Annotated in this window: 23 protein-coding genes; 19 read left to right on the top strand and 4 right to left on the bottom strand. The window is 67.3% G+C overall.

The window, feature by feature from the left end:
- The first annotated feature begins 1,463 nt into the window (after positions 1–1,463).
- From sdhC to ACO06P_RS12575, 9 genes are all read left to right on the top strand, one after another.
- Entirely contained in the window at positions 1,464–1,859 is a 396-nt protein-coding gene (gene sdhC / locus ACO06P_RS12615; RefSeq protein ID WP_420345594.1) for a succinate dehydrogenase, cytochrome b556 subunit, read from the top strand.
- Position 1,860: 1 nt separating this feature from the next.
- On the top strand, positions 1,861–2,244 hold the full coding sequence (gene sdhD, locus ACO06P_RS12610) for a succinate dehydrogenase, hydrophobic membrane anchor protein (protein ID WP_420345593.1): 384 nt from the start codon (positions 1,861–1,863) through the stop codon (positions 2,242–2,244).
- Positions 2,245–2,343: 99 nt separating this feature from the next.
- Positions 2,344–4,131 carry a succinate dehydrogenase flavoprotein subunit gene (gene sdhA / locus ACO06P_RS12605; RefSeq protein ID WP_420345592.1) on the top strand — a complete coding sequence of 596 codons (1,788 nt, stop codon included), beginning with the start codon at positions 2,344–2,346 and terminating at the stop codon, positions 4,129–4,131.
- Between the two features lie 71 nt (positions 4,132–4,202).
- Positions 4,203–4,982, top strand: a complete 780-nt coding sequence (locus ACO06P_RS12600) for a succinate dehydrogenase iron-sulfur subunit (RefSeq protein WP_420345591.1) — start codon at positions 4,203–4,205, stop codon at positions 4,980–4,982.
- Positions 4,983–5,059: 77 nt separating this feature from the next.
- Positions 5,060–5,410, top strand: coding sequence for a hypothetical protein (locus ACO06P_RS12595; RefSeq protein WP_420345590.1), 351 nt, complete (start codon positions 5,060–5,062; stop codon positions 5,408–5,410).
- A 114-nt stretch (positions 5,411–5,524) separates the two neighbouring features.
- Positions 5,525–6,235: an FMN-binding negative transcriptional regulator gene (locus ACO06P_RS12590; protein WP_420345589.1), complete on the top strand. Its 711-nt coding sequence runs from the start codon at positions 5,525–5,527 to the stop codon at positions 6,233–6,235.
- Entirely contained in the window at positions 6,201–7,295 is a 1,095-nt protein-coding gene (locus ACO06P_RS12585; RefSeq protein WP_420345588.1) for a glycerophosphodiester phosphodiesterase, read from the top strand. Before ACO06P_RS12590 ends, ACO06P_RS12585 begins: the two co-directional genes overlap by 35 nt.
- 80 nt (positions 7,296–7,375) lie before the next feature.
- Positions 7,376–8,665 carry an NAD(P)H-binding protein gene (locus tag ACO06P_RS12580; protein ID WP_420345587.1) on the top strand — a complete coding sequence of 430 codons (1,290 nt, stop codon included), beginning with the start codon at positions 7,376–7,378 and terminating at the stop codon, positions 8,663–8,665.
- Positions 8,665–9,138 (top strand): DUF2269 family protein, encoded by a 474-nt coding sequence (locus tag ACO06P_RS12575; RefSeq protein ID WP_420345586.1) that lies wholly within the window; start codon positions 8,665–8,667, stop codon positions 9,136–9,138. The genes ACO06P_RS12580 and ACO06P_RS12575 overlap by 1 nt, the downstream gene beginning before the upstream one ends.
- A 14-nt stretch (positions 9,139–9,152) precedes the next feature.
- Here ACO06P_RS12575 and ACO06P_RS12570 read toward each other — a convergent pair whose 3' ends face one another.
- Positions 9,153–10,139 carry a Bug family tripartite tricarboxylate transporter substrate binding protein gene (locus ACO06P_RS12570; protein WP_420345585.1) on the bottom strand — a complete coding sequence of 329 codons (987 nt, stop codon included), beginning with the start codon at positions 10,137–10,139 and terminating at the stop codon, positions 9,153–9,155.
- A 190-nt stretch (positions 10,140–10,329) separates the two neighbouring features.
- Between ACO06P_RS12570 and ACO06P_RS12565 the strand changes: the two genes are divergently transcribed.
- Positions 10,330–10,821, top strand: a complete 492-nt coding sequence (locus ACO06P_RS12565; protein ID WP_420345584.1) for a tripartite tricarboxylate transporter TctB family protein — start codon at positions 10,330–10,332, stop codon at positions 10,819–10,821.
- A 1-nt stretch (position 10,822) separates the two neighbouring features.
- Complete coding sequence (locus tag ACO06P_RS12560; protein WP_420345583.1) at positions 10,823–12,307, top strand: tripartite tricarboxylate transporter permease; 1,485 nt, start codon at positions 10,823–10,825, stop codon at positions 12,305–12,307.
- Positions 12,308–12,368: 61 nt separating this feature from the next.
- Here ACO06P_RS12560 and ACO06P_RS12555 read toward each other — a convergent pair whose 3' ends face one another.
- Entirely contained in the window at positions 12,369–12,575 is a 207-nt protein-coding gene (locus ACO06P_RS12555) for a DUF6494 family protein (RefSeq protein WP_299396334.1), read from the bottom strand.
- A 205-nt stretch (positions 12,576–12,780) separates the two neighbouring features.
- Here ACO06P_RS12555 and ACO06P_RS12550 point away from each other — a divergent pair, with 205 nt between their 5' ends.
- The 3 genes from ACO06P_RS12550 to ACO06P_RS12540 all read left to right on the top strand — a co-directional run bounded on the left by ACO06P_RS12550 (position 12,781) and on the right by ACO06P_RS12540 (position 15,809).
- Positions 12,781–13,575, top strand: coding sequence for a phytanoyl-CoA dioxygenase family protein (locus ACO06P_RS12550; RefSeq protein ID WP_420345582.1), 795 nt, complete (start codon positions 12,781–12,783; stop codon positions 13,573–13,575).
- A gap of 47 nt (positions 13,576–13,622) precedes the next feature.
- Positions 13,623–14,984: an NAD(P)H-dependent oxidoreductase gene (locus ACO06P_RS12545; RefSeq protein WP_420345581.1), complete on the top strand. Its 1,362-nt coding sequence runs from the start codon at positions 13,623–13,625 to the stop codon at positions 14,982–14,984.
- Between the two features lie 462 nt (positions 14,985–15,446).
- Positions 15,447–15,809, top strand: a complete 363-nt coding sequence (locus ACO06P_RS12540) for a hypothetical protein (protein WP_420345580.1) — start codon at positions 15,447–15,449, stop codon at positions 15,807–15,809.
- Between the two features lie 142 nt (positions 15,810–15,951).
- Here ACO06P_RS12540 and ACO06P_RS12535 read toward each other — a convergent pair whose 3' ends face one another.
- Positions 15,952–16,653, bottom strand: coding sequence for a glutathione S-transferase N-terminal domain-containing protein (locus ACO06P_RS12535; RefSeq protein WP_420345579.1), 702 nt, complete (start codon positions 16,651–16,653; stop codon positions 15,952–15,954).
- 106 nt (positions 16,654–16,759) lie between these two features.
- Complete coding sequence (locus tag ACO06P_RS12530; RefSeq protein WP_420345578.1) at positions 16,760–16,918, bottom strand: hypothetical protein; 159 nt, start codon at positions 16,916–16,918, stop codon at positions 16,760–16,762.
- A 467-nt stretch (positions 16,919–17,385) separates the two neighbouring features.
- Between ACO06P_RS12530 and ACO06P_RS12525 the strand changes: the two genes are divergently transcribed.
- The 5 genes from ACO06P_RS12525 to mdh all read left to right on the top strand — a co-directional run bounded on the left by ACO06P_RS12525 (position 17,386) and on the right by mdh (position 22,352).
- On the top strand, positions 17,386–18,312 hold the full coding sequence (locus tag ACO06P_RS12525) for a DMT family transporter (protein ID WP_420345577.1): 927 nt from the start codon (positions 17,386–17,388) through the stop codon (positions 18,310–18,312).
- A gap of 18 nt (positions 18,313–18,330) precedes the next feature.
- Entirely contained in the window at positions 18,331–19,077 is a 747-nt protein-coding gene (locus tag ACO06P_RS12520) for an SDR family oxidoreductase (protein ID WP_420345576.1), read from the top strand.
- A gap of 216 nt (positions 19,078–19,293) precedes the next feature.
- Positions 19,294–19,932 carry an outer membrane protein gene (locus tag ACO06P_RS12515; protein ID WP_420345575.1) on the top strand — a complete coding sequence of 213 codons (639 nt, stop codon included), beginning with the start codon at positions 19,294–19,296 and terminating at the stop codon, positions 19,930–19,932.
- A gap of 95 nt (positions 19,933–20,027) precedes the next feature.
- The gene (zapE, locus tag ACO06P_RS12510) at positions 20,028–21,188 is read left to right on the top strand and encodes a cell division protein ZapE (protein ID WP_420345574.1); all 1,161 of its coding nucleotides are present in this window, start codon (positions 20,028–20,030) and stop codon (positions 21,186–21,188) included.
- A gap of 150 nt (positions 21,189–21,338) precedes the next feature.
- A complete protein-coding gene (gene mdh, locus ACO06P_RS12505) occupies positions 21,339–22,352 on the top strand; it encodes a malate dehydrogenase (RefSeq protein WP_420345573.1) in 1,014 nt (337 codons plus the stop codon).
- Positions 22,353–22,514: the final 162 nt, after the last annotated feature.

Genomic DNA, 22,514 nt, shown 5'->3' with positions numbered 1-22,514 from the left:
ACCTCTTCTGCGCTGTGCCCCGGAAGAAAGGGCACACCCGACGCCTCAAGAGCTGGATCCAGCTCAGCGCGATCGCGGCGGCCAGTGAGGTCTTTGTCATAATCTGCGCGCAGATACCGGGCCTGGCGTGACCGATAAAGCGCTGCGAGATCGTGACCCTCCCCAAGGGGAGCGAACTCACTTGGTTGGTACCCATCCGTCCTTACAGTCGCTCTTCCGGCTCCCGATCAGTCTGTCATGCTGCGGGCAGAGCCCGCTGCGGACAGTCCTCTCAGACCGGGCACGGGCGTGGTTCCGAAGAACCAACTCCCGCTCAGACGGCGGCGCAGGGCACGCCCTCCGACCTGAAGCCCCCAGGAAAAAGCCTCCGAAGAGCCTCTTTCCCTGACCCCGTCGGTCCGCAAGCGAGCCGCCAGGGTCGGAAGACTTCGCAAGACCCGTGAAGGTCCTGCCGTCCCGGACTGGCCAGCCCCCCGACACGGGGAAGGGGAGCGGCCATCGCCGGAAGATGACGGGCAAGGTCTGACCGACACCTCCCAGACCGATGATCAAGAACTGCAGGGCAACCCGATCACCGGCGCCGGACGAACCGCCTCCGAAGAGACCGCCCATCCCCGAACCTTGGACCCGGCGACCCGACCTCTCAGACCCCCGAGAGGGCCCTCAAGGCGCCGTTCCCCGACCCGAAGGCCGGCAGCTCATCGGAGTCAGATCCGAAGACCCGCCTCCTCCGATCCGTGGAGACCGAAGCCTCCAGGAACCGCCGCAATCCGCTTTCCTCGAACCCGAAAGTTCCAGGTCCCCGAACCGCTTTCCGTTGGGCCGAAACCCTCCGGAAGGGCCGCATTTCCGCCGTTCGGCGCTTTCGCGTGCAAGAAGATGCTCGCTCGAATTCGCCTTTGCGACAACACGAAATTTCCGTGGCGACCCAGAATCTTGTGCATAGTTTCTTCGATCCTGCACATTTCCTTCACATCTTGCCCACAGCTCTGTCCACAGTTGAAGTCTGCATGCGCTTTCGCCGAGTCCGGCGCAATCCGGAGTCCGGCCGCTGCGGGCCACCGGATGCCGGCCCCCGACAAGAGCTGTAACCGTCGCTGGCGGGACGTCATCCATGGCCCCGGGCGTTGCGCCGCGCAGCACCCCGGAGGGCCTCGACCGACCACCCCTTCGGTCGAAAAGCCTTTGATCTTGTAGTGTTTTTTCCGATGGCAAAGGCAGGGGAGGCAGCGCTCCGCGTTGACTTGTGCTGCGCTGCGGTCTAAATCTCAAGCGGTCTAGACGGATTGTTGAGGTTTACCGGGTATGAAGGTCCGCGCGGACAGACAAAGCCCGGCTCCCGGCCTCACTGTCGCCGCCTGCCCGGTCCTTCCGCAGCGCCGCCCGCAGCGCCGCTGTCGACCGGGATCCGAGCGACGATCCGGACCATCCATTGGCAAGCAGCCGAAAGAAAGCAGCCGCGTATGAGCAGTTCCAATCGGCCCCTCTCGCCTCATCTGCAGGTCTACCGGCCGCAGATCACGACGACCCTTTCGATTCTGCACCGGATCACCGGGGTGGCCCTGGCCGTTGGGACCCTGCTTCTGATCTATTGGCTTGCGGCGGCGGCCAGCGGACCCAGCGCCTTTGCCTCCGCGCAGGCGCTGGTCGGCTCCGTCATTGGACGCCTGCTGCTCTTCGGCTGGACTTTCGCCCTCTTCTATCATCTCTGCAACGGCATCCGGCACCTGTTCTGGGATGCGGGCTACGGCTTCGAGATGCGCACGGCGGAGCGCAGCGGCCTTGCGGTGGTCGCGGCGAGCGCGGTCCTGACCGTCGCCAGCTGGATCGCCGGCTATACCATGATGGGAGGGGCCTGAGATGAGCCTGCGCTCCCCTCTCGGTCGGGTCAGGGGCTTGGGCTCGGCCAAGGACGGCACCGGACACTGGTGGGCTCAACGTCTGAGCGCCATTGCCCTCATTCCCTTGACGCTGTGGTTTTGCGCTTCGGTGATTTCGCTGAGCGGCGCGGATTACGGGGCGGTGGCCGCCTGGGCCGGATCGCCTGTCGTGGCGGGTCTTCTGATCCTGCTGATCGCTGCGACCTTTTATCACGCCTACCTCGGTTTGCAGGTGGTGATCGAGGACTACGTCCATAGAGAGCTGGTGAAGATCGCCGGTCTGCTGCTGGCGAAGGCGGCGGCGATCGTCCTCGGATTGACCGGTATCCTCTCGGTTCTTCTGCTGCTCTTCGGGCAGGCCTGAGACCGGGGGCCGGGAACCGTGATCATGGGGATACGGGGCCTTGTGGACGAGCGCCACGCGATGCGGGACACCCGCAACAAGGGGAGTTGAGGACCGAGCATGACCAAGTCCTACGAGATAGTCGACCATACCTATGACGTCGTCGTCGTCGGGGCCGGCGGCGCCGGTCTCCGGGCGACCCTGGGCCTGGCGGAAGCGGGCCTCAAGACGGCCTGCGTGACCAAGGTCTTCCCGACCCGCAGCCACACCGTGGCCGCGCAGGGCGGGGTCTCCGCCTCGCTCGGCAACATGGGCGAGGACGACTGGCGCTGGCACATGTACGACACCGTGAAGGGCTCTGACTGGCTGGGTGACCAGGACGCCATCGAGTACATGGTGCGCGAGGCGGCACCCGCGATCCTTGAGCTTGAACACTACGGCATGCCGTTCAGCCGCACGGAGGACGGCCGGATCTACCAGCGCCCCTTCGGCGGCATGACGACCCACTACGGCGAGGGCATCGCCCAGCGCACCTGCGCGGCGGCCGACCGCACCGGCCATGCCATGCTGCACACGCTCTATCAGCAGAGCCTCCGCGAGCACGCCGAGTTCTTCATCGAGTATTTCGCCCTCGACCTCATCATGGAAGACGGCTCCTGCCGGGGTCTCATGGCCTGGAACCTGGACGACGGCACCATCCACCGCTTCCGCGCCCAGATGGTGATCATCGCCACCGGCGGCTATGGGCGCGTCTATTTCTCCTGCACCGGCGCCCACACCCAGACCGGCGACGGCAACGCCATGGTGGCGCGCGCCGGCCTGCCGCTGCAGGATATGGAGTTCGTTCAGTTCCACCCCACCGGGATCTACGGTGCCGGCTGCCTGATCACCGAAGGCGCGCGCGGCGAGGGCGGCTACCTCACCAACTCCGAGGGCGAGCGCTTCATGGAGCGCTATGCGCCTTCGGCCAAGGACCTGGCCAGCCGCGACGTCGTCAGCCGCGCCATGACCATGGAAATCCGCGACGGCCGCGGCGTCGGCGAGGCCGACGACCATATCCATCTCCACCTGGAACACCTGGAGCCGGCACTGCTGCACGAGCGCCTGCCGGGCATCTCCGAATCCGCGCGCATCTTCGCCGGCGTCGACGTCACCAAGGAGCCGATCCCGGTGCTGCCCACCTGTCACTACAACATGGGCGGCATCCCGGCGATCTACAGCGGCGAGGTGGTGACCGAAAAGGACGGCAACCCCAACAGCGTGGTGCCCGGCCTCATGGCCATCGGCGAGGCGGCCTGTGTCTCCGTGCACGGCGCCAACCGCCTGGGCTCCAACTCGCTGCTCGATCTGGTGGTCTTCGGCCGTTCGGCGGCCAAGCGCTGCGCCGAGATTCTGACCCCCGGCGACACGCAGCGCCCGCTGCCGGAGGATGCCGGCGACTCTGCCCTCGACCGCCTCGACAGGACGCGCCACGCCAAGGGCGAGACGGCGACGGCGGAGTTGCGCCTGGAAATGCAGCGCGCCATGCAGAGCCATGCCGCGGTCTTCCGCACCGGCGAGTCGCTCTTCGAAGGCGTCGGCAAGCTGGACCAGGCCTGGCAGAAGCGCGGCGACATCGCGGTCACCGACCGCTCGATGATCTGGAACTCCGACCTCGTGGAGGCGCTTGAACTGGACAACCTGATGTTCCAGGCCAAGGTGACCATGGAGTCGGCGGCCCAGCGCACCGAAAGCCGCGGCGCCCATGCCCGCGAGGACTTCTCCGAGCGCGACGACGCCAACTGGATGAAGCACACGCTGGCCTGGTGCGGCGAGGACGGCAAGGTGCGCTTCGGCAGCCGCCCGGTCAGCCTGAATACCCTGACAAACGAGGTCCAGACCTTCCCGCCCAAGGCCCGCGTCTACTAAGGCGCGTGCCGGGGTGGGATCGACGGATCGCCCTTTAGCCCTTCCCGAAGTCTGAGAAGAGAAAGATTTCGATGGTCGAGTTTGCGCTTCCCGCCAATTCCAAGATCGGCACCGGCAAGACCTGGCCGAAGCCGGCCGAGGCCGCGAAGACCAAGACCTTCAAGGTCTATCGCTGGAATCCCGACGACGGTGAGAACCCGAAGGTCGACACCTACGAGGTGGATCTCGAGTCCTGCGGACCGATGGTTCTGGACGCGCTGATCAAGATCAAGAACGAGATCGATCCGACGCTGACCTTCCGCCGCTCCTGCCGTGAAGGGGTCTGCGGCTCCTGCGCCATGAACATCGACGGCACCAATACGCTGGCCTGCACCCAGTACCTGAGTGAGATCAAGGGCGAGGTGAAGGTCTATCCGCTGCCGCACATGCCTGTCGTGAAGGATCTGGTGCCGGACCTGACCCAGGTCTATGCGCAGTACGCCTCCATCGAGCCCTGGCTGAAGACCGAGACCCCGGCGCCGGAGCGCGAGCGCCCGCAGAGCCCGGAGGAGCGCGCCAAGCTGGACGGCCTCTGGGAGTGCATTCTCTGCTTCTCCTGCTCCACCTCCTGCCCCAGCTACTGGTGGAACGGCGACCGCTACCTCGGGCCCGCCATTCTGCTGCAGGCCTACCGCTGGATCGCCGACAGCCGCGACGAGGCGACCGGCGAGCGCCTCGACCAGCTGGAAGACCCCTTCCGGCTCTACCGCTGCCACACCATCATGAACTGCACCAAGACCTGCCCCAAGGGCCTGAACCCGGCGAAGGCCATCGCCGAGATCAAGAAACTGATGGTGGAGCGCAAGGGCTGAGGCCCGTCGGCGGCGTGGTCATCCAAAGGCTGGGTACAATCCTGGCGTTTGGCGTTGCGGCACACTACTTCTAGGGCATGATCCTGATCCTGCGAACGGTTCTTGCGGTGGTGATCGCCGGCGCCGCCGGGACGCTGGCCAATGCGGCGGCGGCCGGCCTGTTCCTGCGTCCCGACCTCTTCGAACGCCTGGCCGTGGTGCCGAACCGCTATGTCATCGCCATCGCCTTCGTCGCCGCCGTGCCGCTGATCTACCGCCTGCTGCGCGGCGCCTGGGGCGCCTTCGCCGCGCTGGTGCTGCTGACCCTGGCGCCCTCGCTGCTGGCCAAGCTCGGCCTCGGCGCCATGACCCCCTGGCCCACCGTGCTGGCGCTGAACTTCGTCTACGGTCTCGTCGCCCTCATCGCCTATCGCCTGGTGCTGCGCTGAGGCGTCTTCCCGCTCAAAAGTGGTCCGCCATATTCGGTTTCTAGTGGCCCTTTTGCAGAACCGCCTGTCCGCCTAGGTTGCGCCGCCGCACCCCAGTCAGACCGGACCCGTCCCATGTTCGTTCCCAAGGCCTTCCGCCTCGACGACCGCCGGCAGATCGCCGCGGTCATCGAGGCCTTCAACTTCGGCCTCCTGATCACCGCGCCCGACGGCGTGACCCAGGCGAGCCACCTGCCGTTCCTCTACGACCCGGCGCCCAACCCCGACGGCGGGCCGGAAGGCACGCTGCTGGCCCACCTCGCCCGCGCCAACCCGCAGTGGCGCGACTTCGAGGCCCTGGCCGCCCGGGGACAGCAGGCGCTCGCGGTCTTTCAGGGCCCGCACAGCTACATTTCGCCGACCTCCTATGGCGGCGGCCCGCCGACGGTGCCGACCTGGAACTACGTCGCGGTGCATGCTTACGGTATGCCGCGGATCGTCGACGACCCGATCGCTCTGCGTGGCATGCTCGACCGGCTCGTGGCGCTGCACGAGGACGGGGCACGGCAGCCCTGGTCGACCGAGGGCTTGGAGGACGGCTTCATGACCGCCATGATGCGTGGGGTCGTCGCCTTCGAGATGCCGGTGGCGCGGCTGGAGGCCAAGGCGAAGCTCAGCCAGAACAAGAAGCCCGAGCAGCTTGCCGCCGCGACCGCCGCGTTGGAGACGGCAGAGGACCCGCTGGCGCGCCAGACCGGCACCTGGATGCGCGCCGTGCATGGACGCCTGGAGGAAGAGACGCGAGCTGCCGATGAACGAAGCCAAGGAGCCACAGGAAAAAGCTGAGCCGCCCCGCAGGCGGCTGTCGCGCGCCTCGCGTTTCTGGCTGGGCTGCACCCTCGGTCTCCTGGGCCTTGCCGCCGTCGCGTTCTTCTTTCCCGGCGAACCGCCGGAGGCGGGACTGGGCCGCGTCGCCACATCCTTCGATCTTCAGGGCCATCGCGGTGCGCGCGGCCTGATGCCGGAAAACAGCCTGCCGGCCTTCGAGGCGGCGCTGGCGCTGGGCGTCACGACCCTGGAGCTCGACACGGTGATGACCGCCGACGGTGTGGTGGTGGTGCACCACGACCGCCGCCTGATGCCCGAGCGCACCCGCGATGCGGCGGGTACCTGGCTGGAGGAGGCGGGGGCCGCGCCCCTGATCGGCCTCACCCGGGCCGAGCTGGCGGCCTACGACATCGGCCGCGCCCGCCCCGGCAGCCGCGTCGCCCGGCGCTATCCCGAACAGCAAGGGCTGGACGGCGTCGCTATTCCCAGCCTGGCCGAGGTGCTGGCCCGGGCCGAGGCGCTGAGCGGCGGGCTGATCCGCTACAACATCGAAACCAAGATCTCGCCGCTCTCGCCGGAGGACTCGGCGGAACCGGCGGCCTTCGCCGACGCGCTGGTGGAGACCATCCACGCCGCCGGCGTCGCCGAGCGGGCGGCGGTGCAGTCTTTCGACTGGCGCAGCCTGCTCCGGGTTCAGGAGATCGCGCCGGAGATCGAAACCGTCTATCTCACCGCCGAGCAGTCCTGGCTCGACAACCTGGCCCGCGGCGCGCGCCAGCCCTCGCCCTGGATCGGCGGGCTGGCCATTGACTGGTCTGACGTGACGCCGCCGGCGGCGGTGAAGGCGGCCGGCGGCGCCGTCTGGTCGCCCTTCTACCGCGATCTTCGCGCGCAGGACCTGCGGGAGGCCCAGGCGCTCGGCCTGCGCGTCGTGGTCTGGACGGTGAACGATCCCGGCGACATAGCCTCCCTCATCGATCTCGGCGTCGACGGCATCATCACCGACTACCCGGACCGTGCCCGCCGCGTCATGGAACAGAAAGAGATGCCGCTGCCGCCGGCCTTCCCGGCAAACTGAGCTGCGGCAAGCCGTCCTCTATCGCTTGCACCGCGGCCCGGCTAGACTCCGCGTTAGAGTTGTCGGGGGAATCGTTTTCGATGCGGGTTTTGGTGACCGGTGCCAATGGCTTCATCGGTGCCCAGTTGACCGCCGCGCTCATCGCAGCGGGGCATCAGGTGGTGGCGGCGGTGCGCGATCCGTCGAAGCTTGCGCTCCGTTTCCCGGACATCGAGACGATTGCCGCCGACATGAACCGCGACACCACGGTGGCCGTCTGGCGCGAACGCCTGGAGGGTGTGGACGCCGCCATCAACTGCGCCGGAGTGCTGCAGGGCGGGCGCGGGCAGGACATGGAGGCGATCCATCACCTGGCGCCGGCGGCACTGTTCGATGCCTGCGTCGAGGCCGGTGTCGCGCGGGTGATCCAGGTTTCAGCCATCAGCGCCGATGCGGAGGCCGAGACAGACTACGCGCTCTCCAAGAAACGCGCCGACGATCACCTGCAGGGCCTCGACCTCGACTGGGTTGTCCTGCGGCCCTCGCTGATCTATGGCGAGGGCGCCTATGGCGGCACAGCCATGCTGCGCGCCCTGGCGGCCTTTCCCTGGGTAACGCCACTGGTCGGCGGCGGTGGGCAGCCGTTTCGTCCTCTGCACGTCGACGACCTCGCCCGGACGGTCATCGCCTGTCTGGAGCGGCCGGACCTGGCGCGGCGGGTGCTGGAGCCGGTGGGTCCGGAGGTCGAAACCCTGAAGTCGATCCTTGCCCGCTACCGGGCATGGCTGGGCCGTCCGCCGGCGCGGCCGCTTCCGATCCCGCTTTCCGTCGTGCGTCCGCTCTGCCGTCTGGGGGATCTCTTCGGGCGCGGGCCGCTGTCTTCCAACGCGCTGGCCCAGTTGGAGTACGGCAACGCCGGGCGCGAAACCGGCTTTGCCGAGACGATCGGCTTTCAGCCGGCGCCGCTCGCGCGGCGTCTGCAGCTGCGCCCCGCCCAGACCCAGGACCTCTGGCATGCCCGCCTCTACCTGCTGCGCCCGCTGCTGCGGGGCGTTCTGGTGCTGCTGTGGCTGATCTCCGGCCTTCTGGGTCTGGCGACCCTCGGGGACTTCGCCCTGCCGCTGCTGACCGGTTTCGGCCTGCCGGCGGCGCTGGCAATCGTGACGGCCATCGCCACCTCGCTGCTCGACCTGGTGATCGCCGCCCTGCTGGCGGTCAACTGGCGCCCGCGCCTGACGGGGCTGCTGCAGCTGGCGGTGATCGCCGGCTACACCGCGGTGCTGACCCTGGCCGCCCCGGCGTTGTGGGCCGATCCCTTCGGGCCGCTGCTGAAGAACCTGCCGATCCTCGTGCTGGTGCTGGTGCAGATGGTGCTGGCGGAAGAGCGGTGATGGACCTCTATCTTGTCGCGCGTGGCCTCCATATCTTCAGCGCCTTTATTCTCTTCGGCACCGGGCTGGGCACGGCTTTTCACATGTCCATGGCCTGCCGCAGCGGTGCGGTGGCGGGCATTGCCCGCGTGGCGCGCCAGGTGGTGCTGGCCGACTGGCTGTTCACCCTGCCGGCGGGCTGTGTCCAGCTCGCAACCGGGCTGTGGCTGGTCCATCTCGCCGGCCACGACCTCGCTGCGCCCTGGCTCCTGCTCAGCTATCTGCTTTACGCCACGGCAGGCATCGCCTGGCTGGTGGTGGTGAAGCTGCAGCTGGACCTGCAGCGTCTCGCCACCACCGCCCTGGACCGGAACGCGGCGCTGCCCGACCGCTTCTGGCAGGCTTTCACGCTTTGGGTGCGCCTCGGCTGGGTCGGCTTTGTCAGCCTGATCGGCGTCTTCGTCCTGATGGTCGCCAGACCCGCACTCTGGTGAGCGTCGGTTTGGCTTCAGCTGCGCCGCGCCCCGGTGTCGCGCACCACCGGGATCCAGATGTCCCGCTGGCGGGTGTAGTAGGCATCCACCTCGCCGGGCGTCATCGCCGCCGGGACGATGGAGCCGAGATCCTCCAGCCGGCTGCGGATAGCCTCGGACTGTACGACCTCGTTGACCATGCCGTTGAGCTGCTGGACGATTTCGTCCGGCGTGCCCGAGGGCGCCGAGATGGTGTTCCAGGTCTGGGAGACGAAATCGGGAAGTCCGGCCTCCGAGATTGTCGGAATGTCGGGCACCGCATCCAGGCGCGCCGCCGCCGAGACCCCCAGCGGGCGCACCGCGTCGTCGCGCACCTGCACCACTGCGGTCAGCGAGGGATTGAAGACGAAGCTGAGGCGGCCGGCGATGAGGTCGCGCATCGCCTCGCCGCTTTTCGGATAGGGGACGTGGACGATGTCGGCGCCGATCCGCGAGAGGAACAGCGCGCCGGTGATGTGGGTGGTGGTGCCCGCCGGGCCCGAACCGTACTGGAAGCTGTCCGGGGCGGCCTTGATACGCTCGATCATCTCGGTCAGGGACTGTGCCGGGTCGTCCTTGTTGACGCACATGATCATCGGCACTTCGTTCATCATGGCGACGCCGCGCAGGGTCTGCTTGATGTCGACCGGAAGCGGTTCGAACAGCGCGATGTTGTGGACCAGCTGCGAGGAGGTGCCCACCAGCAGCGTGTAGCCGTCGGGTTCGGCCTTGCTGACGGCCTCCGTCGCCTGCATGCCCGAGGCCTTCGACAGGTTCTCGACCAGGATGCGCTGATCCAGCCGCGGCTCCAGTTCGGCCGCGACGATCCGCGCCACCACATCGGCATTGCCGCCGGCGCCGGAAGCGACCACGAGACGGATCGGACCGGCCTTGGGCCAGTCGGCGGCCTGCGCGGACCGGGCGGCCAGCGAAAGGAAGGGCGTCGCAAGGGCGGCGCCGACGAAGGCACGTCTGTTGATCATTGGAAGCTTCCCTTTCTCTTCTTGAGGTCGATTCTGTCTTTCGTGACGAAATGGGCGATTGACCGTTGACTGTGCCGTCATTTATTGAGAATGCGAATCAATGTCAATATAGCTCCCGCGCAAACCTGGGGTCCTCAACACCTTGCGTCCTCCTGCTTCCGCTATGACACCAGGGGCTGTCGCCGCTGCCGTGGCTGCGCCGGCCGCCATCGCGGCGCTCGGCGGCGCGCTCATGATCCTCGCCCATACCCAGCCGGCCTGGGTCGACGGCCGGATCGGGCCCGGCCTGTTCGCCCGGTGGCTGTCGATGGGTGTCGTCGCCTTGTCGGCGCTCTGGCTGCTGGTGTCCCTGGCCGAGATCCGGGTTATGCCGCGCCGGGCCAAGACAGGGAGCAGCGAGGCCGGCAGCGCGGCCGGTACCGGGAGCGGTTCCCGCCTCCGCGGGCGGTCGGGACCGGGCCTGGCGCTGCTGACGGCGGTGGCGCTGTTCCCGCTGCTGATGCCCTTTGCCGGTCTCGTCGCAGCCTGTGCCGTCACCGCGGCCGTGGCCGGCTGGGGTGCGGGCGACCGCAGCCTGCGTGACCTCGCCCTAACAGCGATGTTGGCCGCCATGGTCGCCGCCGGGATCGGCATGACGCTGCTGCCGCCGACGACCCGTGTGTGGCCCTGGGGGCCGTTCTGAGATGGGCGACCTTTCGGCCTGGTTCGGCCAGTTCATTGCCGTTCTGACTCTGGAGAACGTCCTTCTCTGTTTCACCGGTGCCTTGATCGGCACGGTCGTGGGCGTGCTGCCGGGCATCGGGCCGGCGGCGACCCTGGCGCTGCTGCTGCCGGTGACCTTCGTGCTCGATCCCGCCGGCGCGCTGATCATGCTGGCGGCCATCTATTACGGCGCCCAGTACGGCAGTTCGACGACCGCGATCCTGCTCAATCTGCCCGGCGAGACGTCCGGGATCGTGACCGCGCTGGACGGTCACCGCCTTGCGCTCTCCGGCCGCGCGGGGCCGGCGATCGCCATTGCCGCGCTGTCGTCCCTCTTCGCTGGGCTGGCGACGGCGGTCTTCATTGCCGTCGCGGCCGGTCCGGTGGCGCAGTGGTCGCTGCTGATCTCCCCAGCCGGTCTTGCCGGGCTGATCGCACTCGGCCTCTTCGCTGCGGCGGTGATCGCGCCCGGCAGGCCGCTGCCGGCGGTCATCCTGATTCTGGCGGGCGCCTGTCTCGGCCTGATCGGGACCGATTCCGGCGGCGGCATGCCCCGCTTCACCCTCGGGCTGACCGAACTGCGCGACGGCATCGGCTTCGTCCCCCTGGTGATGGGCCTCTTCGGCATTTCGGAGCTGATCCGCGCCCTGGAAACCGGCAGCAGGCCGGACCGCATCCCGCCCATCGGCTGGCCCTGGCCGACCCGCCGGGACCTGCGCGCCGGTGTCTGGCCCACGCTGCGCGGCACCACGATCGGCGCGGTCCTCGGCGCCGTTCCCGGCGTCAGCACGGTGATGGCGGCGCTGGCGGCCCGCGGGCTGGAGCGCGCCTTCAAGACGCCCGACCGCCGGCTGGGCGAGGGGGCGATTGCCGGCGTCTCCGCCCCCGAGGCCGCCAACAACGCCTCCGCGCAGTCAGCGCTGATCCCCCTGCTCACCCTCGGTCTGCCGGGCAACCCGGTGATCGCGGTGCTTGCCGGGGCGCTGATGATTCACGGCATGGCGCCGGGCCCCGGCTTCATTCCCAACAACCCGGATCTCTTCAACGCGCTGATCGCGAGCTTTGTGATCGGCAACGTGATCCTGATGATCCTCAACCTGCCGCTGGCCGCCGTCTGGGCCTCGCTGCTGCGTGTGCCTTTCCGAAAACTCGTGCCCCTGATCATCGTGCTCAGCATCATCGGCGTACATTCGGTGCACGGATCGATGTTCGATGTCTGGACGATGCTGGTGTTCGGCATCTTCGGGTGGCTGCTGGTGCGGCTCGGCCTGCAGCCGACACCCATCGTGCTGGGCTACATTCTTGGCCCCGCCTTCGAAGAGTACCTGCGCCGCACGTTGCTGTTCTCGCGCGGCGACATGACGGTGTTCGTGACCGACCCCTTCAGCCTTGCCAGCATCCTCTTGATTGCCGGCGGCTGCATGTTCCTCCTGGTCCGCCGCCTCCGCCCGTCGACCGCAGGCTGACGGCCACCGGAACAAAGAGCCGCCTCGCGGCGGCCCTTTGAGGAAATGAGCAGCCTGCCCGTCAGCCCAGCGAGATGTCGCCGGTGATTTCGTGGCTCAGGTCCAGGCCCTCGATGGAGAGCACAATCTTGGCCTTCAGAGTTTCGGAGCCGCCGAGCTTGCCGCTGTCGATGGCGCTGCGCACGGCCCCTTCGATCTCGCGCTGGGAGGTGACGCCGACTTTCTTCAGGAACTTGCGCAGTTCCATGTTGAAGGTTTCCTCGTCCATGACCTGACGACTCCTTTTCGTCTATCGGTTCGCTTTGGTTGCCTTGATAGCGGGCCGGCCCCGATGGGCCAAGCTTTCTCGAACAAAGACCTTCGAAGTCCTGGCTCGCGTGTTGCTTTGCCAGCGGCGGCGCTTTGAGGGATACTGGGGCAAACGGAAATCAAGACGCGCCCGCTGGAAGGCGCCCAGCCCAGGGAGATGACGCATGCAGCTGACCGACGCCCAGCGCGCGGACTTCGACCGCGACGGCTATGTTTTTCTGCCCAAGGTGTTTTCCGAGGCGGAGACCGCACTGCTGCGCGGGGAAGCGGGGCGGGTTTTCACGTTGGAGCGCGAGGAGGTCTGGCGCGAAAGCTCCGGCGCTGCGCGCACCGCCTTCGCTGCCCAGACCTACAGCGAGCCCTTCCGCCGCCTGGGCCTGCACCCGCGCCTCGTGGAGCCGGTCATGCAGTTGCTGGACGGTCCGGTCTATCTGCACCAGTACAAGGTGAACGCCAAGGCCGCCTTCGACGGCGAGGTCTGGCAGTGGCATCAGGACTATGGCACCTGGGCGCGCGACGATGCGATGCCTGAGGCGCGGGCGATGAACATCGCCCTCTTTCTCGATGAGGTGACGGCGGTGAACGGCCCACTGATGTTCATCCCGCGCAGCCACAGGCAGGGCGTCTTCGAGGCCGGGCACGACCTGGAAACCACCTCCTATCCGCTCTGGACCCTGGACCGGGCGACGGTAACGCGGCTGGCCGAGGAGGGCGGCATCGTCGCGCCCACCGGGCCCGCGGGCTCGGTGCTGATGTTCCACTGCAACCTGGTGCACGCCAGCCCGCCCAACATCAGCCCCTGGCGGCGCACCATCGTCTATCTCTCGCTCTGCCACGTCGACAATCACATCCGCCAATTCAAGCGGCCGGAGTGTGTGGCGCACCGCGACTTCGCCCCCATCGTGCCGCTGGCCGACGACTGCCTGTCCGAACTGGCGGCCGGCGCTGCTGCTGAGTAAGCCGACAGCCACGAACCCGGCAGCGCGCAATCCGGAGGAAAGACCCAATGAACCTGCACAGCCTGCTTGCCCGCCGCGCCGCGGCGGATCAGCCTCTGCGGATCGGCCTGATCGGCGCCGGCAAGTTCGGTGCCATGTTCCTCTCCCAGGCTGGGCGCACGCCCGGGTTCCATGTCGCGGCCATCGCCGATCTGTCGCCGGAGCGGGCGCGCGCGTCCTTGCAGCGCATCGGCTGGCCGGAGGAGCGGGCCGGCGCTGGGGATATCGACGCGGCCCTGGCTCAGGGCACGACCTGGATCACCGACGACGTCGAGGCCCTGTTCGGGGCGGATGCGATCGAGGTGGTCATCGATGCCACAGGCCATCCCGCCGCCGGCATTCGCCATGCGCGCCTGGCCTTTGCCCACGGCAAACACATCGTCATGGTGAACGTTGAGGCCGATGCCCTGGCCGGGCCGCTGCTGGCCGCGGAAGCGGAGCGGGCGGGGGTGGTCTACAGCCTCGCCTATGGCGACCAGCCGGCCTTGATCTGCGAGATGGTGGACTGGGCGCGCACCTGCGGGCTGCCTGTAATCGCCGCCGGCAAGGGGACCAAGTACCTGCCGTCCTACCATAGCCTCACCCCCGACGACGTCTGGGAACGCTACGGCATCTCCCCGGAAGACGCGGCGCGCGGCGGCATGAACCCGCAGATGTTCAACTCCTTCATGGACGGCACCAAGTCCGCCATCGAAATGGCCTCGGTGGCCAACGCTACCGGCCTCACGCCCGCTCCGGATGGTTTGGCCTTTCCGCCGGTCGGCGCCGAGGATCTGGCCCGGGTGCTCCGCCCGGCGGCCGAGGGCGGCTGTCTCAGCCACAAAGGCCAGGTGGAGGTCGTCTCCTCCCTGGCGCGCGACGGCAGCGAAATCGACCGCGACCTGCGCTGGGGTGTCTATATCGTCTTCGAAGCGCCGAGCGATTACGTGAAGCATTGCTTCAGCGAGTACGGCCTGGCGAGCGATCCGGAGGGGCGCTACGCGGCAATGTACAAGCCCTATCACCTGATCGGTCTGGAGCTCGGTATCTCGGTTGCCTATGCCGGCTTGCTGGGCCAGCCGACAGGCGCGCCGCGCGGCTGGAACGGCGATGTGGTCGCCACTGCCAAGCGCGACCTGAAGGCGGGAGAGACGTTGGACGGCGAGGGCGGTTACACGGTCTGGGGCAAGCTGATGCCGGCGGCGGACAGTCTCGCCAGGGGGTGCCTGCCCCTCGGCCTTGCGCAGGGCATCACGCTGGCCCGCCCGGTGGCCGAGGGCGCGGCCCTCTGCTGGGACGATGTGGTCGTCGATGCCGACGACCCCAGCGTCGCCTGCCGCCGCGACATGGAACGGCACTTTTCCGCACGCGGCTCGCAGGCGGCGGAGTAGCTGCGTCCGCAGCCGGACGGCACCGCGGGCGCGCGAATCAGTGCAGACAGTATACCTAGGACAAGACGCCTGATTGCACCGCGCCTTGCCCGAACAGGCGCGAACCCCCATATCTTTCTTGGAAGCGAAAAGGCTTCCCAGGTTCGGCAGACGCCGGGAACCTATAGCGAGCGTTCTGTTTCGAACGATGAAGCAGGCCTCGCGCCGGTCGCAGGCAGGGCCGGCACAGAAGGGTTTGGCCGCATCCCAAAGACGTAGACCCCGTCTCTGATGGGTTCGTCCGCCACGCCGGAAGAGGCGGGGCCTTGTGGCAAAACCCACCGCATCTCAGCAACGGTGACGGCATGATGGGTTCCCGGTTGGGAATATACCCGCCGACTCGGCGTTGTCCCTGTGAGATCCGAACGAAGCAATCGCGGACGACATGCAGGCACCGCCGAAAACGAGGAAGGAGACAGTATCATGCGCAAGAAGAACGCACATCCGGGGGGACTGATGAATCGCCTGGGCGCGTCGGTCTTCGCGCTCACGCTGTCAGCCCCTCTCGCACTCGCCGCCCTGACCGCGGCATCCGATCCCGCCGAAGCGCAGGGCCCGCAGTGCGCGCCGCGCGAGGCGCTTCTGAAGAGCCTCTCCAAGAACTATAAGGAGGCGCCGGTCAACATGGGCGTGACCTCCACCGGTTCGCTGCTTGAGGTTCTGGCCAGCCCGAGCGGCAGCTGGACGATTCTGGTAACCGTGCCCGGCGGTCCGACCTGCATGGTGTCGTCCGGCGAAGGCTGGCGCGCATCGCCCGTCCAGGTCGCCCAGGAGCCGGCGGTCTGAAGTTCACACCTCAACACTGTACCGGTTGATCCATGCTTCGAGACGGCGCTGTACGCCTCCTCAGCATGAGGGTTTTGAACGGGCCTCATCCGGAGGCGCGGAGCGCAGCGGAGCCTCGAAGGATGACCGGGCAGCGCCTCGGTCAGGCCGCCGTGTCGTAAGCGGTGACCGACCGGGCGAGGCCGTCGAAGAGATCCAACATGCAACTGCGCCAGGCGCGAAGCACGGTCTCCTGCGGCGCGAGGATGTCTTCGTCGCAGACCGACCGTGCCCATTGGAACTCGGCAAAGACCAGGTAGTCGCCGTAGGCCGGGCGCTCGCCACAGAAGAACGGCGACTCCTTCAGCCGCTGACGCAGCGGTTCGAGAGCGGGATCGAACGCCTCCAGATAGATGGCGCGCTTGGTCGCCAGTGTTTCCAGGCTTTCCCCGTAGCGCGCCTCGCGTGTCTGGCGATAGTAGGCGCGGTCGTCTGTATGCGCCGCCGCCAGCATGTAGGGTGCAAGAATTGGGCTGAGCGCCTTCTGCAGCCCATGGTCGACCCAGAGATTGACGAAGCGGGCCATGGCGCGTCCGCCCGAGCCGTCGAACAGCGAGGGGGCGTCGGGATAGTGGTCTTCCAGGTAGCAGGCGATGTTCCAGGAATCGCTGATCACCGCCGCGCCGTCGACCAGCACCGGCACCTTTGACTGACCGCTGAAGGCGACACGGTCCGCTTCGCTGAACTTGACCGTGCGGTAGTCCGGCTTCAGGCCCTTGTGCGCCAACGCCAGGCGCGCGCGCCAGCAATAGGGGCTGGGACGCCGGTCGTCCGCGCAGAGTCTTTCGTAGAGTTCCAATGCCATCGTCTTCGCCTGCCGCTAGCCGCTATCGGTAAAGGACACCGGGCGGATCGTGGCGAAGGCAAGGCGTCTTGCCAAGGCCGGATTTGGCCGCGCGCCTCGCCGGTTGTCAGCGGACCATGGTGGCGCGGTCCCAGTCGGCATAGTCCGGGGAGTCTTCGACGCGCACGGCCCCTTCGTAGCCCAACGCGACGACGATCTTGTTCTCGGCCAGGGCCGGCCCGCTCAGCAGTCTGACGACCGCGACGGTGGTCAACAAAGCTCTCATGCGTTATTCCTCCTGATGTCAGAGAGGCGACGCGGGACGAGGCTGCCACTTCGCGCCCCGCGACCGCCCGATTGATCCCGCTGCGGTGGGAACCTTGACTACCGGGGGTGCGGCATCGCCGTGCCCCCAATCTTTGTTCGGCGCTACTCTGGTCCGGTTGGCGCTGTCTCCTCGATGAGGCGGCGCTGGGGAATCAGAAAGGCAACGATCAGCGGGGCGACGATGATCGTCGTCGTGGCCATCATCGCGCCGAAGGAACTGCAGTGAGCGGCCCCTGATCTGACAGCTGACCCTCCCCTTTTCTTGGCCCGGCAACTGGTCCAGGCGGATTGCGTCGATGCGGTCCTTGCTGCGGGCCGGGGGGCTGCGCTATCTTTCCCGCTTCCAATCGGCCGCGATTGCCGCCTGACGGCCCCGTTTTCGCAATCTGAGCGACGCTCTTCCCGGCGGAGGCTTTTCGCGCGCCCATGCAGAAAGCATCCTTCTACAACGCATCCCTTTACGGCCTGACCGTTCTGATCTGGGGGTCGACCTGGATCGCTATCGAATACCAGATCGGTGTTGTCTCGCCGGAACTCTCGGTGGCTTACCGCTTTGCGCTGGCCTCTGCCCTGGTTTTCGCCTGGGCCTGGGCGGCAGGCTACCGCCTGCGCTTCCCCTGGCGCCGCCATGGCCTGCTGCTGGTGATGGGCGCCTGTCTGTTCTCGACGAACTTTTTTCTGTTCTACCACGCGGCGGCCTATCTCACCTCCGGCCTGATGGCGGTGGTCTTCTCCATGGCGGTGGCCATGAACATCATCAACGGGCGCCTGCTGCTGGGCCGCCGCTCGGAGCGGCGCACGCTCATCGGTGCGGCGCTCGGGGTCGTGGGCATCGTGGCGCTGTTCTGGCCCGAGGTGCACAGCTTCGATCTGAATGACAGCGGTGTCGTCGGCCTGCTTTTGTCCCTGGCCGGAACCTTCTGCTTTTCGCTGGGCAACATCGCCTCGGCCCGGGCCCAGGCCATGGATCTGCCGGTGCTGTCCTGCAACGCCTGGGGCATGGCCTATGGCGCGCTCATCATGATGGTGCTGGCGCTCGCCGGCGGCGCGCCCATCGCTTTCGATCCGCGGCTGCCCTACGTCGCCTCCCTGCTCTACCTTGCGGTCTTCGGCTCGGTTCTGGCCTTCGGCGCCTACCTGACCCTGCTGGGCCGCATCGGCGCCGACCGGGCCGCCTATGCGACGGTGCTGTTCCCCCTGGTCGCTTTGCTGATTTCAACCGTCGTGGAAGGCTATGTCTGGACACCGGTCGCGCTTGGCGGCGTCGCGCTGGTTTTGTGCGGCAACCTCCTGGTTCTCCTGCCGGCGCGCGCCAGGCTGTCCAAACCCGCTGCCAGCCAATCCTCTCATTGAGTATCGGGAGCGTGTGAAATGTCCGGAACCCTGCTCGTCACCGGCGCCAGCCGGGGTATCGGCGCAGCGGTGGCCCGCCTCGGCGCCGCGCACGGCTATGCGGTCTGCGTGAACTATGCCGCCTCTTCGGACGCAGCGGAGGCGCTGGCCGTGGAGATCCGCGAAAGCGGCGGCACGGCGCTGGCGGTGCAGGCCGACGTGGCGCAGGAGGACCAGGTCGAGCGCCTCTTTGCGACCCTGGATGCCGAACTGCCGCCGCTCAGCGGCCTGGTCAACAATGCCGGCCTCGCAGGGCTGGTCAACCGCCTGGAGGACGCGCCGGCGGAGACCATCCGCCATGTCATGGACCTCAACGTGCTTGGCAGCATCTGGTGCGCGCGTGCGGCGATCCGGCGGATGGCCCGGCGGCACGGCGGCGGGGGCGGTGCGATCGTCAACATCTCTTCCGGTGCGGCGACCCTCGGCAGCCCCGGGGAGTACGTCTGGTATGCCGCCTCCAAGGGAGCGGTGGACAGTCTGACCATCGGCCTGGCCAAGGAAAACGCCGCCGAAGGCATTCGCGTCAACGCGGTGGCGCCCGGTTTCGTGAACACCGGGATCCATGCGGCTTCCGGCATGCCAAACCGTCTGGAGAAAATCGCCCCCACCATGCCGATCGGCCGCGCCGCCGAGCCGGAGGAGATCGCCGAAGCCGTGCTCTGGCTGCTCTCGGATGCGGCGTCCTACACCACCGGCGCCGTCCTGCGCGTTGCCGGCGGACGCTGAGGGTCAATGCCGCCTTCGATATCAACCGCCGATATCAACCGCCGATATCAACCGCCGATATCAACCGCCGATATCAACCGCAGCTTCGCCTCTCGTGATCATTAGTAGACAGTTATACGCAATCGGGTGCATCCTTCTTCTCAAGTGATTGGGGGATCATGAGTAAGGGGGGGAAAGCCAGTGTCGCGGCCGATCTTGGCATGGGCGCTTGGCGCCGTGATCTGGGCAACGACCGCGGGTATGCCGCCGGCGTTTGCCCAGGATGGATTCTATGTCGGCCTGAGGGGCATCGGTTCCTTCAGCGAGGTGGATGTCAGCACCAGCAGCTTCGGCGGCGCCGAGTCGGTCGAGAACGACGATGACCACGTGATCGGGGTCGGCGCCATCGTCGGGTATCGCTGGCAGGACATTCCCTTGCGCACCGAGATCGAGGGCGGCTATCGCTTCCGCTTCGACATGGACGTGCGGGATTCCGGACCGCCTACCGTCGACTACGAAACCAACATCGCGACCACCACCGTGTTGCTGAACGCCTACCTGGAATGGCGCAACGAGTCCGATTTCACGCCCTTTGTCGGCGGCAGCATCGGCTGGGCCCGCAACATGGCCGAAAACAAGCGCACCGTTCTCGGGACCTCTGCCAGCCAATCCGACGATGTTGACGAAGACAACCTGGCCTGGGGGGTGGCGGCCGGCGTGGACTGGCTGTTTCTGGATAACGTCTCGGCGGAGCTCGCCTACCGCTTCATCAATCTCGGCGACGTCGATGCCGGCAGCTTCGCCGGCGGCGACAGCGTCGAGGCGGAGGACTACATCTCGCACGACGTCATGCTCTCGGTGAGTTACCGCTTCTAGGGCAGCTGCCGCTTCCAGAACGGGCGCCTGTCGCCGACCCCGTCTCTGGCCCCGGCCCTTTTCCAACGGCCGGCTTTGCCGTAAGAAACGGCGCCATGGTGCAAGACCGGCAAGATGACAGCGCAGGAGGGGCCGCCCGAAGCGGGCCCCTGGCCGCCTATCGCGCGCGCCGGCGTGCCGGTGAGCTGCGCCACGATCCGGGCCAGGAGCTGGCGGCGGAGAAGCTGCAGAGCCTGCACAACGCCCTGCGCCACTACGAGCCGGCGGGCGGCGCCGGCGGCTGGAAGGCGCGCTTCGGCCTGGCCCGGCGCCGTACCGAACCGCCCCTGGGCCTCTACATCTTCGGCGGCGTCGGCACCGGCAAGTCGATGCTGATGGACCTTTTCTTCGAGGGCGCCCCTTTGGAAAAGAAGCGCCGCGTCCACTTTCACGCCTTCATGCAGGAAATGCAGGAGCGCCTGCATAGCTGGCGCCAGGACGAAGCCAATGCCGACAAGGCCGACCCCCTGCCGGCCCTGGCCGGCGAACTGGCGCAGGAGGTCTGGCTGCTCTGCTTCGACGAGTTTCATGTCGTCAACATCGCTGATGCCATGATCCTCGGGCGCTTCTTCGAGACGCTGTTCGAGAAGGGGGTCGTCGTCGTGGCCACTTCCAACTGGCCGCCGGACCGTCTCTACGAAGGCGGGCTGCAGCGCGATCGCTTTCAGCCCTTTATCGACCTGGTGAAACAGCGTCTCGACGTTCTCGAACTGGACGGCGGCATCGACTACCGCCAGCAGCGCCTGAAAGACATCGCCACCTACCATGCGCCCCTGGGGCCGAAAGCCGATACGGCGCTCGACAAGGCCTTCGCCGAGCTGACCGAAGGGGCCACGGCCGTGCCCGACCGGGTGCTCTACAAGGGCCGGGAGATCCCGGTGCCGCTGGCCGCCCGCGGCGTCGCACGGTTTTCCTTCGCCGACCTCTGCGAACAGCCGCTGGGGGCCGGCGACTACCTGGCCATCGCCGGGCTCTATCACACGCTGGTGCTGTCCGGGGTGCCGCGCCTTTCGGAGGACAAGCGCAACGAGGCGCGGCGCTTCATGACCCTGATCGATGCGCTCTACGAACACCGGGTCAAGCTGATCGTCGCCGCCGAGGCGCCGCCGGAGCGTCTCTATCCCTCCGGCGACGGGTCGACGGAATTTCAGCGCACCGTCAGCCGCCTTCAGGAGATGCGTTCGGCCGATTACGTCGCCGCTGCGCACATGACCTGAAAGCATCCGGTCCAAAGGACACCCGGGCGCCTTGCCCCGCCCCTGAAATCGCGCTAGGTAAGCCCCGCCCGCGGCGGATATCCGCGCAGTAGAACGGGCGGCGGGCGCGCATCACTCCGGACAGGTTTCATCCATCAGGGAAACATCACCATGGCTCGCAACAAGATCGCGCTCGTCGGCGCCGGTAACATCGGCGGCACTCTGGCCCTGCTCGCCGGCTTGAAGGAACTGGGCGACGTTGTCCTCTTCGACATCATCGACGGGGTGCCGCAGGGCAAGGCCCTGGATCTTGTCGAGTCCTCTCCGGTCGAAGGCTTCGATGCCAAGTTCGTCGGGGCCAGCAAGTACTCGGCCATCAAGGGGGCCGATGTGGTCATCGTCACCGCCGGGGTCGCGCGCAAGCCGGGCATGAGCCGCGACGACCTGCTGGGTATCAACATCAAGGTGATGAATGCGGTTGGCGAGGGCATCCGCAAGAACTGTCCGAAGGCCTTCGTGATCTGCATCACCAACCCGCTGGACGCAATGGTCTGGGTGCTGCAGCAGGCCAGCGGGCTGCCGGCCAGCCGGGTGGTCGGGATGGCCGGCGTGCTCGATTCGGCGCGCTTCCGGTACTTCCTGGCCGAGGAAATGAGCGTCTCGGTTGAGGACGTCAGCGCCTTCGTCCTCGGCGGCCACGGCGACACCATGGTGCCCATGGTGCGCTATTCCACCGTCGCCGGCATTCCCCTGCCGGACCTCATCAAGATGGGCTGGATCACCAAGAAGCGTCTGGACGAGATCGTGCAACGCACCCGCGACGGCGGTGCGGAGATCGTTGGCCTGCTGAAGACCGGCTCGGCCTTCTACGCGCCGGCTTCATCCGCCATCGCCATGGCGGAGTCCTATCTGAAGGACAAGAAGCGGGTGCTGCCCTGCGCGGCCTACCTGAACGGCCAGTATGGCATCAAGAACCTCTACGTCGGGGTTCCCTGCGTAATCGGGGCCAAGGGCGTCGAGCGCATCGTCGAGCTGGATCTCAACAAGTCCGAACAGTCGATGCTGAAGAAGTCGGTGGGGGCGGTCAGCGGCCTGGTCGACACCTGCAAGAAGATGATGAAGGCCGCGCCCGCGAAGAAGGCGCCCGCTAAGAAGGCTGCCGCCAGGAAAAAGGCCTCGGCCTGACGCGGGCGGACTGCGCACCGCGGACCGCGCCGGCGGCGATGACTCCGGAACCGCCGGAGCCCCCGGAAATCGCAATCTGGGCGGGTTTTCTGCCGGTTGCGCTACCTCGCCGGGGTGCTAAGGTACGCGGGAAAGCGGCACGAAAGGCCGTGTCTCGGTGAC

This window comes from Pelagibius sp., from assembly GCF_965227505.1.
Taxonomy (GTDB): Bacteria; Pseudomonadota; Alphaproteobacteria; order Kiloniellales; family Kiloniellaceae; genus Pelagibius.
The sequence above is the reverse complement of the archived record's forward strand: the minus strand, read 5'-3'. Positions and strand labels throughout refer to the sequence as shown.